Raw genomic sequence first — 15,660 nt, 5'->3', positions numbered from 1 at the left:
GGCGATCGCGGGTCAAAAAAGCGGCCATACTCGCGGCGTGCGCCGACCTCCTCTGCTCGCTCTGATCGCGCTCTCGCTCGCTGCGTGCGGCGAGGATCGTCCCGCGTCCACCACGAGGACCGAAGCGCCTCCACCTGCGCCGCTCAGTGACGTCGAGGTGATCGCGGGGCTCGCGGTGCACGAGTGGGGCGTCATCGACGTGCGCGCCGACCGCGGGCCGCTCGGAGAGCTCGCGCTCTCGGGCGTGCCCGGTCGCGGCGTGCCGCGCGACGAGCTGATGCGCGACGTGCCGGTGCCGCTCGGCCTGTCTCCGACTCCGACGCCCACGCCGCCGCGCCCTCCGGTCGGTCGTCCGCGCGCGCCGCTGCTCTACGTGCACCTCCCGCCGGGGCACGCGCCGATCGATCTCAGCGTCCGCGTCGAGCTCCCCGGCGGAACGATCGAAGAGCACTGGCCGCTCACCTCCGATCACGACGAGCGCACGCAGTGGGTCCGCTGGCGCGCGACCGCGCGCACCGAGTCGTGCACCGGCTCGTCGTATCCCGCGCCCGGTGAAGCGCCCTGCGACCAAGCGCTGCGCTTCTACTGCGAGGCCTCGGAGCTGCGTCGCTACGAGGCATCGGACGCGGCGTGCCTCGAGGTCGATGGTCGAGACTTCAATCACCTCTTCTATCGCGGCGCGCTCCCCGCGCGCCTTCCGCTGCAGATCACGCGCGCCGAGGACGGAACCCTGCGCGTGCACCACGCGGGTGAGAGCGCGCTGCCGGGGCGCCTCGTGCTCGTGCATCGCGAGGACGATCCCAGCGCGACCCGCGTGCGCGTGATCGATGTGCCCGCGCCCGGCGCGACCATCTCGGTCACCACGCCCGACGCTGCGATCGATCCCGCGCGCGACGCGATCTACGGCGCGCTCCGCGAGTCGTTCGCGCTCACCGATGCCGAGGTCGCCGCGTTCCGCGCGGCGTGGGACGTCTCGTTCTTTGGCGGCGCGCGCGCCGAGATCGAGGGGCTGCGCCGACAGGCGTTCGTGCCGCCGATCGACTCGCTCTTCTACTGGCTGCCCGAGCGCGAGGTCGAGCGCATCGCGCCGCTCGCGATCGAGCCGCGTCCCGAGCACGTGCGACGCGCGATGTTGATCCGCGTCGACCTCGACGAGCACCCGCGCTCGTACCTGGAAGCCGCGACGCGTTGAGTGCTTGCGGGAGTGCTCGTCCCGCAGGTCCCGGAGGGAGCGCGCGGACGCTTCGTCGAGTGCCTCCGCATGCGGAGAGCGGCTCATCGCTCACGCCGCAGTGCGTCGATCCGGTGAGCATGCTCACCGGCGCGGATCGCGGTCGAAGCTCGCTGCGAAGCGAGGAGTAGACTGCCCCGCCCATGAAGCTCGCCACGCTGAGGAACGGCACGCGCGACGGAGCTCTCGTCGTCGTTCGTCGCGACGGAACGCGCTACGCGCCGGCCACCGAGATCGCGCCCACGCTGCAGCGCGCGCTCGACGAGTGGGACGCGGTCGAGCCCGCGCTCCGCGCCGTCGCCGATCGGCTCGAGCACGATCAGATCGAGTCGCGCCCGCTCGACGTCGCGCAGCTCCGCGCGCCGCTTCCGCGCGCGTACGAGTGGGTCGACGGCTCCGCGTACATCAATCACATCGTGCTCGTCCGGAAGGCGCGCGGCGCGCAGCCTCCGGCGACGCTCGAGACCGATCCCCTCGTGTACCAGGGTGGCTCGAGCGACTTCCTCGCACCGACCGACGACATCCCGCTCGCCGACGTCGCGTGGGGCTGCGACTTCGAGTCCGAGGTCTGCGTGATCCTCGGCGACACGCCGCAGGGCACGACGAAGGAGGAGGCCGCGCGCCACGTGCGCCTCCTGATGCTCGCGAACGACGTCACGCTGCGGAACCTCGTGCCCGACGAGCTCGCGAAGGGCTTCGGCTTCTTCGGCAGCAAGCCCGCGACCGCGTTCTCGCCGTTCGCGATCACGCCCGACGAGCTCGGCGACGCGTGGAAGGACGGGCGCGTTCACCTCCGGCTGCGCACCTGGCTCGACGGTCGCCTCGTCGGCGATCCCGAGGCGGGCCCCGAGATGCACTTCTCGTTCTACGACCTCATCGCGCACATCACGAAGACGCGCGCGTTCGGCGCCGGCACGATCCTCGGCAGCGGCACCGTGAGCAACGCCGATCCCGCGCGCGGCATCTCGTGCCTCGCGGAGCGTCGCATGCGCGAGATCCTCGACACCGGCGCGCCGAGCACGCCCTTCCTCACGTACGGCAATCGCGTCGAGATCGAGATGAGCGACGCGTCGGGACGGAGCCTCTTCGGACGAATCGCACAGACCGTCGTGCCTTTCGAGAAGCGCAGCGACACGCGTCGCACGAAAGTCTGAGCATGAAGCTCTACAACTACTGGCGTTCGTCCGCGTCGTGGCGTGTGCGCACCGCGCTCGCGCTCAAGGGTCTCTCGTACGAGTACGTGCCCGTGCACATCGTGCACGGCGAGCAGCGCAGCGCAGAGCACCACGCGCGCAACCCGATGGACCAGGTGCCCGCGCTCGAGCTCGAGGTGAACGGCAAGCGAGTCGTCGTCTCGCAGTCGATCGCGATCATCGAGCTCCTCGACGAGCTCCACCCCGAGCCCGCGCTGCTCCCGCGCGATCCCTATCTGCGCTGCCGCGCGCGCGAGCTCGCGGAGATCGTCAACTCGGGCATCCAGCCGCACCAGAACCTCGCCCCGATGGCGCGTATGGACGCGCTCCAGGCGGGCGCGGGCAGGCTCCACGCGCGCCACTTCAACGAGCTCGGCCTCGCCGCGTACGAGGCGCGCGCGAAGGACGTCGCGGGCCGCTTCTCGGTCGGCGACTCGCCGAGCATCGCGGACCTCTGCCTCGTCCCTCAGCTCAACGCCGCGCGCCGCTTCGAGGTGCCCGATCTCGACGCGCGCTTCCCGCTGCTCGTCCGCGTCGAGGCCGCGTGCCTCGCGCTCCCCGCGTTCCAGCAGGCGCACCCCGATGCGCAGCCGGACGCTCCCAAACCCGTTTGAGCTCCAACGATTTTCCGGAGACTGCATGACCTCGCGTGAGCCCGTCGGAATCCGTCGCCTCGAAGCGATCCACTACTACGTCCACGATCTCGATCGCAGCCGCCACTTCTACACCGGCGCGCTCGACTTCGCGGAGACGGCGGTGTCCGACGACGCGCTCGCCGCGCGCGGCAAGCAGAAGAGCGTGATCTTCGAGGCGGGCGCGGTGCGCGTGCTCGTCAGCCAGCCGGTCGGCGAAGGCGGGCGTGCGTGGCGCTGGCTGCAGAAGCATCCCGACGGCGTCGGCACGCTCATCTTCGAGGTCGAGGACGCGGCGCACGCGCTGCGCGTCCTCGAGTCGCGCGGCGCGACGCCGATCTCCGACGTGATCGAGACCAAGGACGATCTCGGCACGTTCAAGACGTTCTCGATCACCACGCCGTTCGGCGGCAGCACGTTCCGCTTCGTGCAGCGCGATCGCTACGACGGCACGTACCCCGGCATGAAGAAGCACGCGGCGCCGCAGGGCGGGAAGAACGCGTTCGGCTTCCTCGGCATCGATCACATCACGTCGAACTTCGAGACGATGTCGCCCGCGCTGCTCTGGATGGAGCACGTGATGGGCTTCGAGCGCTTCTGGGACATCCAGTTCCACACCAACGACGTCGCGGGCGAGCGCGAGAGCGGCTCGGGCCTCAAGTCGACCGTCATGTGGGATCGCAAGAGCGGCGCGAAGTTCGCGAACAACGAGCCCAAGCGTCCCTTCTTCCGCGCGTCGCAGATCAACCTCTTCCACGAGGACCAGAAGGGCGACGGCATCCAGCACGCGGCGCTGAGCGTGAAGGACATCATCCCCGCGGTGCGTGGCCTGCGCGAGCGCGGCGTGCGCTTCATGCCGACGCCCGGGACCTACTACGACATGCTCCCGCAGCGCCTCGAAGAGACCGGCGTGAAGGAGATCGACGAGAAGAGCGACATCCTCCGCGAGCTCGAGATCCTCGTCGACGGCGAGGGGCTCAAGAAGTACCTGCTGCAGATCTTCCTGCAGGACTCGGCGGGTCTCTACGGCGAGCGCGAGGCGGGTCCGTTCTTCTACGAGATCATCCAGCGCAAGGGCTCGCAGGGCTTCGGCGGCGGCAACTTCCGCGCGCTCTTCGAGAGCATCGAGCGCCAGCACAAGATGGAAGGACGGATTTGATCGAGGTGCGCTTCCTCAGCGCGCCTCGGAGCTCCACGCGCACCTACGAGCGCCGGAGGAACGTGCACCGATGATCGAGCGTCTCGCGTTCGGCGACATCCCTGCGAAGCACCACATCGCGCTCACCGGCTCGGACGGTGAGCTGCGCTGGGAAGAGTGCATCACGCAGCAGGGCTTCGAGGGCCCGTACACCATCGCGTACCACCTGCATCGTCCGCACGAGCAGCGCCTCGTCGCGACGACGCACGGGTGGACGATCCCGACGAACGCGAGCGCGTCCGAGGATCACCGGCTGCTCAAGCGTCACTACAAGACGAACGAGCTGAAGGTGAAGGGCACCGCGCCGATCGATGCGCGCGAGCCGCTGCTCTTCAACGCCGACGTCACGCTCTCGATCGCGAAGCCGAGCACGCCCGATCCCGTCTACTTCGTCGACGGCGACGCCGACACGCTGGTCTACGTGTTCGAGGGCCGCGGCACGCTGCGCACGATGCTCGGCGACGTGCGCTACGAGCAGGACGACTACGTGTTCGTGCCGCGTGGTCTGCTCCATCGTTGGATCCCCGAGGGCCCGCAGAGCTGGCTGATCTTCGAGTGCCACGGCGGGCTCCACCTGCCGCGCCAGTGGCGCAACGAGGTCGGGCAGCTCCGCATGGACGCGCCCTACTCGCACCGCGACTTCCGTCGCCCCGACTTCGTCGGGCCGATCGACGAGAACGTCCGCACCCAGGTCGTGCGCAAGAACGGTCGCTTCCACGCGTTCTCGCTCACGCACTCGCCGCTCGACGTCGTCGGCTGGGACGGCTCGATCTATCCGTGGGCGTTCCCGATCCTCAACTTCCAGCCGCGCGCCGGGCTCGTGCACCTGCCGCCGACGTGGCACGGCACGTTCGCGATCCGCGGCGGGCTCATCTGCTCGTTCGTGCCGCGCGTCGTCGACTTCCATCCCGACGCGATCCCCTGCCCCTACCCGCACTCCAGCGTCGACGTCGACGAGTTCCTCTTCTACGTGCGCGGCAACTTCACGTCGCGTCGTGGCGTCGGACCGGGCAGCGTCTCGTTCCATCCCGCCGGCATCCCGCACGGCCCGCACCCCGGCGCGTACGAGAAGAGCCGGGGCACGCATCGCACCGACGAGCTCGCGGTGATGCTCGACTGCTTCCTCCCGCTGCGGCCGACGAACGCGGCGCGCGCGGTGGAGGACGCGGCCTACCAGGACAGCTTCGTCGAGTGAAGACCGCGCTGGTCACCGGCGCGACCGACGGCATCGGGCTCGCGACCGCGCTCGAGCTCGCTCGACGTGGGATGCGCGTGATCGTGCACGGCCGCTCCGACGCGCGCATCGACGCGGCGGTGAGCGCGATCCGGCGCGCGGTGCCGAGCGCATCGCTCGAGCGCGTCCGCGCGGATCTCGCGTCGATGGACCAGGTGCGCGGGCTGGCGAGCGAGGTGCGCGCGCTCGCGCCGGCGCTCGACGTGCTGCTGCACAACGCGGGCGTGTTCATGAACGAGCGGCGCGTCACGTCCGACGGATTCGAGACGACGATGGCGGTGAACCACTTCGCGCCGTTCGTGCTCACGCACGCGCTGCTCGACGTGGTGAAGGCCGCCGCTCCGTCTCGCATCATCACGGTGAGCTCGGTCGCGCATCAGCGCGGTCGCCTGGAGCTCGACGACCTCGCGCTCACGAAGCGCGCGTTCGACGGCTACGGTGCGTACTCGGCGAGCAAGCTCGCGAACGTCGTCTTCGCGCACGAGCTCGCGAAGCGCCTCACCGGAACGCACGTGACGTCGAACAGCCTGCATCCCGGCGTCATCACCACGAAGCTGCTGCGCGAGGGCTTCGGCTCGACCGGCGCGAGCGTCGAGCAAGGCGCGCGCACGAGCGTGCACCTCGCGACCCACGCCGACGGCGGGCGCGAGAGCGGACGCTACTGGGCCGACTCCCGCATCGCGCCGAGCCACCCGCTCGCGGATGACGCGACCTTCCGTGGCGCGTTCTGGTCCCGATGCGAGGCACTGGTCGGCCGGACGACCTGAAATCGTTGGACCTCAAACGAATGTCGCTCGACGGGAGTCGAGCACGCACATGTGACCTCGTAGAATTTGACGAGGCCGCTCCGTCTCTACATTTTCTTTCGGTGGGCTTCTCTCGTCGCTCGGCGCGCGATGCGCTGTCGGCGCTCCTGATCGCGGGCACCCTGATCGGGTGCGGCGCGGAAGCGGAGGCGCAGCCGCAGGTGCGGAGGGGCGCGCCCCTCGAAGGCGACGTGACCGCGGCCCTCGATCCCCGCACCGATCGCCTCGCCGACGCGATCGCCGAGGAGAGCGGTCCCGAGGGATCGATCGAGGGCGAAGCGCCGGTGCTCGACGAGAACGGCGAGATCGTCCTCGGCGTGCAGACGCCGCTCTTCGATCCGAGCGGCACCTCGATGCGCACGTTCCACGCGGCGCTGCGTCGCGCGGCGATGGGCGAGGGACAAGCGCGCGTCGTGGTGTACGGCGCCTCGCACGTCGCGGGTGATTTCGCGACGGGCACGCTGCGCCGCATGCTGCAGCAGGAGTTCGGCGACGCGGGCCACGGCTTCGTGATGCCCGCGCATCCGTGGCCGCACTATCGCCACCTCGACATCACCGTCGAGAGCAACCATCGCCTCTGGGAAGCGGCGCGCGTGCGCGTCGGCGAGACCGTCGCCGGCCTCTACGGCCTCGCGGGCGTCGCGCTCACCTCGAGCTCGGCGCGCGCGTTCGGTCGCGTCGTCACCGGCGAGCGCCACGCGAGCCGCTTCGAGCTCTTCTATCTGCGCCAGCCCGAGGGCGGCACGGTCGAGGTGCGCATCGACGATCGTGTCGTCGGTCGTGTGCGCACCCGCGGCGCGGACACCGGCGGGGACTACGCGCTCTTCACGGTGCCCGACGGCCCGCACAGCTTCGAGATCCGCCCGCGCGGCGACGGGCCGGTCACGGTCTACGGCGTCGCGGTGGAGCGCGAGGTGCCCGGTGTGGTGATCGACACGCTCGGCATCAACGGTGCGCGCGCCGCGGCGCAGCTGCTCTGGGACGAGACGCTGTGGGCGGAGCACGTGCGTCGTCGCAATCCCGATCTCGTGGTGCTCGCATACGGCACCAACGAGAGCGGCGACGACGATCAGCCGATCGAGATCTACGAGCGCGATCTGCGTCGCGTCGTCGCACGCGCGCGCGCGACGGTGCCCAACGCCTCGTGCCTGCTGATCGGTCCGAGCGATCGTCCGATCGCGAACCGCGACGGCACGTTCTCGGAGCGTCCGCGCACCGCGATGGTGGTCGACACCCAGCGCCGGGTCGCCGCGGAGATGGGCTGCGGGTTCTTCGACCTCGTGGGCTTCGGCGGAGGCCCGATGCACATGGTGCAGTGGGCCGCGCAGGACCCGGCGTGGGCCCAGCGCGATCACGTGCACTACACGCTGCGTGGGTACCAGCGCCTCGGCGAGGTGCTCCACGGCGCGCTGCTCGACGGCTACGACGGACCGACCGCGATGATCGCGGCGACCGAGCGCCCGAGCACCACCGCGACGCCGTGAGCTGACTTCGTCGATCGCGCGCCGGGCGCGTATGCTCCACGGAAGCCGTGGAGGTGGTCGCGCCATGGACGTCGCTCGGATGCTCGACATGTGCCGCCGCGATCAGTGGCGGATCGAGGACCTCGACTGGTCGGTCACGCCGCGCGCGCTCTCGCGCGAGGACGAGATCGCGGTCTGCCAGTACTTCACCGACATGAGCGGCATCGAGCTGCTCGCGGGCGCGCTCTTCGAGGTGCAGCGCGATCAGGCGCGCGACGCGACGATGCGCCAGATCTTCTCGACGTTCGTGGTCGACGAGGAGCGGCACTCGCGCGTGGCGACGCTGCTCGCGCGTCACTACGACGTGCATCGCTACCAGCGCTACGAGCTGAATCCGCACCTCGTGCGCTTCCGGAAGCACTTCGTGAACGCGGTGCAGCACCTCGCGCCCGACATCGCGAACGCGTACATCACGACCGGCGAGCTGCTCCTCGACGTCGCGCTGCTGCGCTCGCTCGACGACTACGTCGACGACGAGATGAGCCACCAGGCGATGAAGCTCATCAACCGCGACGAGTCGCGGCACATCGCGGTCGACTACCACATGAGCGAGTACTACGCGTCGCCCGAGTACGACGCGTGGCTCGCCTCGCGGCCCAAGAAGTCGGCGCTCGAAGAGGCGCGCGCGGCGTGGGCGCTCGTGGGCTTCATGTACCACGCGCAGCCCTTCTTCCGTGACGTGTTCTTCGGGCCGATGGAGCTCGTCGATCCGACGAACAAGCGCCTCGTCGAGGCCTTCAAGCGCATCCAGCTGCTCGGTCGCAAGACCGATCACGTGAACCGCCCGTTCACGCGTTTCCTCCGCGCGCTGCAGGACCTCTTCAACCACCCGGTGAGCGGTCCGATCCTCGGCCCTGCGATCAGTCGGATCATGGGCGTCGATCCGAAGGTGATCCGCGTGCTCTACGACGAGGAAGAAGAACGACGCGCGCGCGCCGCGAGCTTCGACGCGCTCGCGCAGGAAGCGCTCGAGGCGAAGACGCTCAGTTGACCCGCTCGCGCGTGCCTATGGCATCCTCGCGCTCCATTCGAGCCAACGAGGAGACCTGAGCGATGGCTGCCAATCCCGATAGTCCTGCTCCGCCGATCGAGACACTCGTCCCCGGCACCGGCGAGCTCCGCGCGACGTTCAAGACGTCGATGGGCGACATCACCGTGAAGCTCTTCGAGGCGGAGGCGCCCCGCACCGTCGCGAACTTCGTCGCGCTCGCGACCGGTCAGGTCGAGTGGACCGATCCGAAGACGAACCAGAAGACGAAGCGCCCGCTCTACTCGGGCACGATCTTCCACCGCGTGATCCCCGAGTTCATGATCCAGGGCGGCGATCCGACGGGCACTGGCCGCGGTGGTCCGGGCTGGCGCTTCGGCGACGAGATCCACCCGAAGCTGCGCCACGATCGTCCGGGCGTGCTCTCGATGGCGAACGCCGGCCCGAACACGAACGGCTCGCAGTTCTTCCTGTGCGAGGTGCCGACCCCGTGGCTCGACGGCAAGCACGCCGTCTTCGGTCACGTGATCTCGGGGCAGGAGCTGATCAGCAAGATCACGCACTCGCCGCGCGACGCGCAGGACCGTCCGCGCACGCCGATCACGCTGAACGAGATCCAGATCTCGCGCGCCTGATCACGAAGACGAGCGCGCTCCTCGCGAGAGGGCGCGCTCGTTCGCTTTCCGTCAGCGAGTGATCTCGAAGACGACCGGGATGCTCAGCTCGTCGCCGGCGCTGTCCCACCCGGCGAGCGAGGGCGGCGCGGGAAGCTGGCGCAGGTCGTTCGCCGCCGCGAGCGCGGCTTCGTCGAGCAGCGCATAGCCGCACGAGGTCCTCACGCGCGTCGCGAGCAGGCGACCGTCGTTCGCGATGCGCAGCGCGACGACGACGCGGCCCTCGATGCCACCGCGACGCGCCGGCACCGGGTATCGCACGACGCGATTGAGGAGCTCGCGGACGCGCTCTGCGTAGGCACGACGCGCGCGGCGGACCTCGTCGGCGCTGGGGCCGGACACTGCGGGGCCAGTGCCATTCCCGGTGCCGATCCCCGACGCGCCGATCGCGCGACCACGACCACCGGGCACACCGCCGGCGGCACCGTCGGCGGAGCCCGCGGGCACGGCGAAGCCAGCCGCCTCACCACCGGCTGCGGTCAGCGAGGGCAGCGGCGGAGGCGGCTCGCCGAACACCTCGTCGAGCGAGGGCGGGGCGCTCGAGGGCGGCTCGGGCGCGGGGGGAGGAGGCTCTGCGGCCGCCGGCTCGGGGGCGCGCTCGGGACGCGGTGCGGCGGCGACACGCGGCGCCTCGCGCACCGGCTCGGGCGCGATCTCGGGCTCCGGCTCGGGGACGACCTCGGGCTCGGGCTCGGGCGGCGCGATCGTGGGCGCCGGCATCGACACCTCGATCTCGATCATCGGCGCACCGAGCGAGAGGCTCGCCGACGCGGGCAGCGCGGTGAGCACCACCGCGAGCAGCACGTGCGCGCCCAGCGAGAGCATCAGCACGACCGGGATGCTCGCGCCGCTCTCGTCGCGCTCACGCTCGCGCCGCGGCGGCGTGGGCGCAGGAGGCGTCGCGCGCGGCCCGTGTGGGCGTCGCGAGGGCGTGTCGCTCGCGAGCGCATCGGGCATCTCGCCTGCGCGCTCCACGGTCCCGAGATCCGGGGCCGCGTCCAACCGAGGGCTTGCTGCGTCCATTCGTGGTGCTGCGTCGATGGCTGCGGTGCGGGACCCAGAGAACGAATCCGAGAATCGTTCTCACGCCTGGTATGTGCGATCCCGACCCGCTCCGTCAAGTGCGAACGACGTACGCCGCGCCGTGGCCGTTCTCACTCGATGGGCGCTTCGTCGCGGCGGTAGACCCACGCGTAGCCGCCGAGGCCGTCCTGCTGCGACGCGAGGTCGACCTCGGGATCGACGAGGCGACGGCTGCGGCGACCGTTGAGCGACACGAACACGTCGGCGTGCACGCGCACGTGATGGCCGCGGCGCGCGTGCTCGTCGCGCACGTGGTGCGCGTAGCGCAGCAGCAGATCGGGCTCGATCGCCATCATCCGCACCTGCAGCGGCGTGAGCTCGCGCGAGGGATCGATCGTGTAGCTGCGTCCTTCGTCGTCGATCGCGCGCAGCTCCGCGAGGCCCGCGCGCTCCGAGATCATCACGTGCCACGCCCAGCGCATGCCCTCGCCGGTCCACAGGCGATCGCCCGCGTACACGTCGCGGTCGTACGCGAGGTGGCGCAGCGGCAGCGCGATCTGCACGAGCATCCACGCGCCGAGCGCCGCGAGGACCAGCGGCGAGATCGCGATGCGCTCGCGTGCGTGCTCGATCGGCGCGGCGCGCAGCAGACGTCGCGGCCAGTCCGGCGCGAAGAAGATCGGGGTGAGCGCGATCATCACCCACGGGAACATGCCGATGCGGAAGAGCGCGGCGGTCGTGACGTGGAACGCGACGACCGCGAGGTACGCGAGGGGGCGGGTGCGACGCCACGAGAGCAGGAACGGGATCGAGAGATCGAAGAGCGCGCCCGCCCAGCTCATCGCGAGCGCGACTTCCTCGTGCACGAAGAGCGGGCCGAGGATCGGGAGATCGGTGCGCGCGAGCAGCCACGTGCGCAGCGGCTCGCCGTGCACGAGCCAGTCGGCGTTCAGCTTCGCGAGCCCCGCGAACAGGTAGACGATCCCGAGCTGCGCGCGCAGCGCGAGGATCGCGGCGAAGGGCACCTGGGCATCGCGACGACCGCGCGCATCCCGCGCGAGGACGCGATCGCACGGAGTGGCCGCGAGCAGCGCGCCGAAGAGGACGATCGCGTAGTAGTGGTTCAGGTAGTACGTCGCGTCGCAGAGCTCGACGTACGCGAAGCCGATCGTGAAGAGCAGCGCCGCGATGCGCGCGCGCACGCCGAGCGCGATCATCGCGGCGAGCACGCCGAGCGCCGCGAAGTGGACGTGCATGCCGATGCCCGGCCAGGGGCGCACCCACTCGAAGCCCCAGAACGTGAAGTGGAACGTGGGGCGGACGTAGAGCTCGTCGATCCACCCCATCGCGGCGAAGCGCACGATCGCGATCAGCATCACGACGCCGAACGCGATCCGGAACGCCCCGAGCGACGCGCCGTCGACCGGCCTCTCGAGGGTCGCGCGCACTCAGTCTCCGTCGTTGTCGGTGAACATCACCGAGAGCGCGATCGCGCCCGAGACGTCGGTCGCGAGCGTGCGCTCGAGCGCGCGCAGCGCAGTGAACGCGGTCTCGCCCGCCGTGAGGTCTCCGCTCTGCACGTAGGTCGAGAGCGGCTCGGGGATCGCGCGGAGCGCGGCGATCGCGGCGTCGATCTCGACGAGCACACGATCGGCGAGCGCCGGATCGCGCTCGCGCACCCACTCGTCGAGGCCCTCGCCTCCTTCGACGAGCCAGAGCGCGCGGAGGCCCTCGAGCGTCGCGATCATCGCGTCGATCGAGACGTGCGCGTAGGGGAGCTCGACCGCGCTCGGCTGCGGAACCCCGCCCGCTTCGTTGCCGAGCGGGACGCCGAGCTTCGTCATCTTCGTCGTCTGCACCGACGCGATCATCTCGGTGAGCATCGCGGAGAGCGCGTCGAGCTGGGTGCGCCACGCGGTGCTGCCGCGCCCTGCGGTCGCGAACGACTCGGTGTAGCCGCCCTCCCAGGCGGCCACGAGGCGCTGCGTGGTACGCGCGAGGTGCGCGCCCAGCGCGGCCGCGTAGGCGCAGCGTCGTGCGTCCTCGAGCACCGCGTCGCGCTCGAAGAGCAGGTACTCGAGCGCGGGCAGACCCTTCGCGGTCGCGCCGAGCCCGTCGACCCACGCGTCGTCGATGGTCGTCGCGGACGCGAGGCTGGACTCGATGGTCGTCGGGCGCGTGGGCCAGAACGCGATGTCGCCCTCGATGCGCTCGTCGACGATCGGTCCGATCGCCCACGGCAGCGTGCGCTCCCACGCGCGCGACGTCGTGCGGAACGCGGTGCGCGCGCCCTCGAGCGACTCGGCGTCGGGCGCGGCGCAGAGCGTGTCGAGCGACTCGCGCAGCGTGACCGCCTCCGCGGCGAGCGCGCGATAACCGGGCACGATCACGATCTCCGCGGAGTCGCGGAGCACCGGCGCGCGATCGACCCCGCCGGCGTTGCTGCTGATGATCACGCACGCGGTCGCGACGAGCGCGACGACGAGCACGATCGCGGCGGAGCGGAGCTTGTTCACAACGACTCCAGGAAGCGCAGGACCGCCTCGCGCTCGTCGCGCGACATCGCGCGGAACGCCTCGCGCGACGCCTCGGCCTCACCGCCGTGCCAGAGGATCGCCTCCGCGAAGCCACGCGCGCGCCCGTCGTGCAGCAGCAGCTGGTGGCGATTCACGGTCTGGAGCAGCCCGATCCCCCAGAGCGGCGGCGTGCGCCACTCCCGACCGTCGGCCTCGAAGTCGGGGCGGTGATCCGCGAGCTCGTCGCCGACGTCGTGGAGCAGCATGTCGGTGTACGGGTAGATGATCTGATCCGCGAGCGCGCTGATCTCGTGCTCGCCGGTCTCGAGGCGTGGCACGTGGCACGACGCGCAGCCCGCGTCGCGGAACAGGCGCTTGCCGCGCAGCACCTCGGGATCGTCGGCCTCGCGGCGCGCCGGCACGGCGAGCGTCTGGCCGTAGAAGACGACGAAGTCGAGGATGTCGTCCTCGCACTCCGGCTCACCGCCGGCCGTCGCCGCGCGGCACTCGGTCTCGCTCTCGCTGCACTCCTGCGACGGGAAGAGCGACGTCGTGATCCCGAGATCACCGAGGAACGCGCCCGCGGTCTGCTGGCGGATCGTGGGCTGCGTCGCCTTCCATCCGAAGCGACCGATCGCCGTCTCGCCGCGCGTCGCGTCCCACACGTGGTTGACGCGGCCCGAGATTCCGTCGCCGTCGGCGTCGTTCGGATCGGCGAGCGCGAGCAGCGTCGCGTCGGGCACCGCCTCGAGCAGGCCGAGGCCGTAGACCGGCGGCGCGACGCGCGCGCTGGTCATCACGTCGTCCTGCATCGGGCCGTAGGCGAGCGTGTCGATCGTGAGGATCGGACGGCGCAGCGAGTACGCCTCGCCGTCCTCGTAGGTGCCGGGGATCTCCTCCCACGCGAGGTGCGTCGCGGCCTCGGGGGGCACGCCGGGGATCGCGCGCGGCTGCAGCTGCCCGCCGTACGTCGGCTCACCGAGCGGGCCCCCGTGCTCGTCCTGTCCGGGCACGCTCAGGCGCACGAGCATCGAGACCATCTCCTCGCCTTCGCCCGGCGGCTCGCCGCGTCCGTCGAAGAGATGGCAGGACCCACACGAGAGCGCGTTGTGCAGCGGCCCGAGGCCGTCGCGCGCCGACGTCGACGACGGCGCGACGACCCAGTTGTCGCCGAAGAAGTTGTTGCCGACGAGGAAGCGCGAGCGCTCGTCGAACGTGAGGTTGCGCGCGGAGATCGAGTACGCGGCGCGCGACGTGTCGAACACCGTCGTGTCTCCGCCCGAGCGCTCCTCACCGGGCTCGTAGCCCGATGGATCCGCGGGCGCGCACGCGAGCACGAGGACCGACAGGATCACCGACGACGCCGCGCGTTCCATCACTCCTCGAGGTTGATCGTCACGCCGAGCAACGCCGCGATCTCCGCGATCGTACGCGTCTGCGCGCGCAGCGCATCGACCGCGGCCGCGATCGCGACGCGACCGGCAGCGTCGTCGGTGCCCAGGATCGCCTGATCGAAGGGCCCGGGGATCGCCTCGATCGCGGTGACGGACGCGTCGAGCTGCTCGCGCATGCGCGCGTCGAGATCGGCGTCACGCGACGCGACGAGATCCGAGAGGCTCTCGCCCTCGACCACGCTGCCGTCGGTGCGCGTGTAGCGACCGAGGTAGACGTTGCGGATGCCGATCGCGTCGTGGAGCTGATCCTGGAGCGTCGTGTCGCTGAAGCACGAGTGCTCGTCCTCCTGCTCCTTCGTCATGTACGCGACGTTCATGCGCTCGCCCGCGAGCTCGGCGCCGCTGAGGCTGCCCATGCCCACGAGGATGCGGCGCAGCGGCTCGCGCGGGTCTTCGTCGGCGGCGGCGATCATGTCGGCGCGATAGTTCCCGGCGGACTCGCTCCACGCGTCGCGCACCTCCTCGAGGTGCGTCACGAGGAGCGACGAGGTCGCCGCGAGGTACGCACGACGACGCGCCACGCCAGTGGCCTCGCCGCCCTCGACGTAGTCGGTGTGCGCGCGCGCGCCCGGGCCCGTGGTGCTGCGATCCTGGCCCCAGAGGAGGAACTCGACCGCGTGATAGCCGGTCGAGACGTTCTCCTCCGAGCCCACCTGGTTGCGCTCCGCGATCGATGCCTCGTCGATCGTGGGCAGCTCGGCGTCGTCGTAGATCAGACCACCCTCGACCGGCGTGCCCGACGCGTCGACGACGTAGTCGATGTACGCCTCGTCGAGCGGCCACGCGTTGACGAGGCCCTCGGGGCCGGTCTCGGGATCGTCGATCGGGCCGTCGTAGAAGCGCGCGACCTCGGTCTCGAGGTACGCGGGGCGGCTCGCGGTCCACGCGGTGCGCGCCGCGGTGAGCGTGCTCTCCGAGGGCGACGCGAGCATCGCGTCGATCGCGCCGTCGAGCGCCTGCGCGCCCGTGACCGCGTCGGAGTACGCGGCGTGCAGGATGCGCGCGTAGGTCTCGGTCACCTCGAGCGACTCCTCCGCAGTGACCGGTGGGGCGCTCTCGCCGCCACACGCGCTCAGTGCGAGCGCGATCGGAAGAGCACGGAATAGATGACCCTGGGTCGGAAATACCATGATAACGACTCTCATTTGCGCACCGTCGATTGTCAAGCCGAGCTCCAGATCGGCATTC

Annotated in this window: 14 protein-coding genes; 9 read left to right on the top strand and 5 right to left on the bottom strand. The window is 70.7% G+C overall.

The features are described 5' to 3' along the window. Window positions 1-37 precede the first annotated feature (37 nt). From I5071_RS06215 to I5071_RS06175, 9 genes are all read left to right on the top strand, one after another. A complete protein-coding gene (locus I5071_RS06215; RefSeq protein WP_236604464.1) occupies window positions 38-1,192 on the top strand; it encodes a hypothetical protein in 1,155 nt (384 codons plus the stop codon). Between the two features lie 182 nt (window positions 1,193-1,374). Further along, window positions 1,375-2,385 (top strand): fumarylacetoacetate hydrolase family protein, encoded by a 1,011-nt coding sequence (locus I5071_RS06210; RefSeq protein ID WP_236604463.1) that lies wholly within the window; start codon window positions 1,375-1,377, stop codon window positions 2,383-2,385. Window positions 2,386-2,387: 2 nt separating this feature from the next. Then, window positions 2,388-3,038, top strand: coding sequence for a maleylacetoacetate isomerase (gene maiA / locus I5071_RS06205; RefSeq protein WP_236604462.1), 651 nt, complete (start codon window positions 2,388-2,390; stop codon window positions 3,036-3,038). A 25-nt stretch (window positions 3,039-3,063) separates the two neighbouring features. Further along, window positions 3,064-4,215, top strand: a complete 1,152-nt coding sequence (locus I5071_RS06200) for a 4-hydroxyphenylpyruvate dioxygenase family protein (protein ID WP_236604461.1) — start codon at window positions 3,064-3,066, stop codon at window positions 4,213-4,215. 70 nt (window positions 4,216-4,285) lie between these two features. Continuing rightward, entirely contained in the window at window positions 4,286-5,449 is a 1,164-nt protein-coding gene (locus I5071_RS06195) for a homogentisate 1,2-dioxygenase (protein ID WP_236604460.1), read from the top strand. Continuing rightward, window positions 5,446-6,255, top strand: a complete 810-nt coding sequence (locus I5071_RS06190; RefSeq protein ID WP_236604459.1) for an SDR family oxidoreductase — start codon at window positions 5,446-5,448, stop codon at window positions 6,253-6,255. Before I5071_RS06195 ends, I5071_RS06190 begins: the two co-directional genes overlap by 4 nt. A gap of 101 nt (window positions 6,256-6,356) precedes the next feature. Further along, window positions 6,357-7,778, top strand: coding sequence for a GDSL-type esterase/lipase family protein (locus I5071_RS06185; protein ID WP_236604458.1), 1,422 nt, complete (start codon window positions 6,357-6,359; stop codon window positions 7,776-7,778). Between the two features lie 64 nt (window positions 7,779-7,842). Next, window positions 7,843-8,808, top strand: coding sequence for a hypothetical protein (locus I5071_RS06180; RefSeq protein WP_236604457.1), 966 nt, complete (start codon window positions 7,843-7,845; stop codon window positions 8,806-8,808). 62 nt (window positions 8,809-8,870) lie between these two features. Beyond that, complete coding sequence (locus I5071_RS06175; protein ID WP_236604456.1) at window positions 8,871-9,440, top strand: peptidylprolyl isomerase; 570 nt, start codon at window positions 8,871-8,873, stop codon at window positions 9,438-9,440. Between the two features lie 51 nt (window positions 9,441-9,491). On the opposite strand, the gene I5071_RS06170 is transcribed toward I5071_RS06175, so the two are convergent. From I5071_RS06170 to I5071_RS06150, 5 genes are all read right to left on the bottom strand, one after another. Then, window positions 9,492-10,454, bottom strand: a complete 963-nt coding sequence (locus I5071_RS06170; RefSeq protein ID WP_236604455.1) for an energy transducer TonB family protein — start codon at window positions 10,452-10,454, stop codon at window positions 9,492-9,494. A 179-nt stretch (window positions 10,455-10,633) separates the two neighbouring features. Beyond that, on the bottom strand, window positions 10,634-11,950 hold the full coding sequence (locus tag I5071_RS06165; RefSeq protein WP_236604454.1) for an HTTM domain-containing protein: 1,317 nt from the start codon (window positions 11,948-11,950) through the stop codon (window positions 10,634-10,636). After that, on the bottom strand, window positions 11,951-13,018 hold the full coding sequence (locus I5071_RS06160) for an imelysin family protein (protein ID WP_236604453.1): 1,068 nt from the start codon (window positions 13,016-13,018) through the stop codon (window positions 11,951-11,953). Further along, window positions 13,015-14,394: a di-heme oxidoredictase family protein gene (locus tag I5071_RS06155; protein WP_236604452.1), complete on the bottom strand. Its 1,380-nt coding sequence runs from the start codon at window positions 14,392-14,394 to the stop codon at window positions 13,015-13,017. The genes I5071_RS06160 and I5071_RS06155 overlap by 4 nt, the downstream gene beginning before the upstream one ends. Then, window positions 14,394-15,602, bottom strand: coding sequence for an imelysin family protein (locus I5071_RS06150; RefSeq protein WP_236604451.1), 1,209 nt, complete (start codon window positions 15,600-15,602; stop codon window positions 14,394-14,396). Before I5071_RS06150 ends, I5071_RS06155 begins: the two co-directional genes overlap by 1 nt. Between the last annotated feature and the right edge of the window lie 58 nt (window positions 15,603-15,660).

Origin of the sequence: Sandaracinus amylolyticus, assembly GCF_021631985.1 — a bacterium.
Classification (GTDB): Bacteria; Myxococcota_A; Polyangia; order Polyangiales; family Sandaracinaceae; genus Sandaracinus; species Sandaracinus amylolyticus_A.
Note: the sequence above shows the minus strand (reverse complement) of the source record. Positions and strands in the feature narration are given on the sequence as shown.

Excerpts from the sequence above, each read along its gene's own strand:
- I5071_RS06175 (WP_236604456.1), top strand. The coding sequence starts at position 8,871 with ATGGCTGCCAATCCCGATAGTCCTGCTCCGCCGATCGAGACACTCGTC.
- I5071_RS06195 (WP_236604460.1), top strand. The coding sequence starts at position 4,286 with ATGATCGAGCGTCTCGCGTTCGGCGACATCCCTGCGAAGCACCACATC.
- I5071_RS06200 (WP_236604461.1), top strand. The coding sequence starts at position 3,064 with ATGACCTCGCGTGAGCCCGTCGGAATCCGTCGCCTCGAAGCGATCCAC.
- I5071_RS06180 (WP_236604457.1), top strand. The coding sequence starts at position 7,843 with ATGGACGTCGCTCGGATGCTCGACATGTGCCGCCGCGATCAGTGGCGG.
- I5071_RS06150 (WP_236604451.1), bottom strand. The coding sequence starts at position 15,602 with ATGGTATTTCCGACCCAGGGTCATCTATTCCGTGCTCTTCCGATCGCG.
- I5071_RS06155 (WP_236604452.1), bottom strand. The coding sequence starts at position 14,394 with ATGGAACGCGCGGCGTCGTCGGTGATCCTGTCGGTCCTCGTGCTCGCG.
- maiA (WP_236604462.1), top strand. The coding sequence starts at position 2,388 with ATGAAGCTCTACAACTACTGGCGTTCGTCCGCGTCGTGGCGTGTGCGC.
- I5071_RS06210 (WP_236604463.1), top strand. The coding sequence starts at position 1,375 with ATGAAGCTCGCCACGCTGAGGAACGGCACGCGCGACGGAGCTCTCGTC.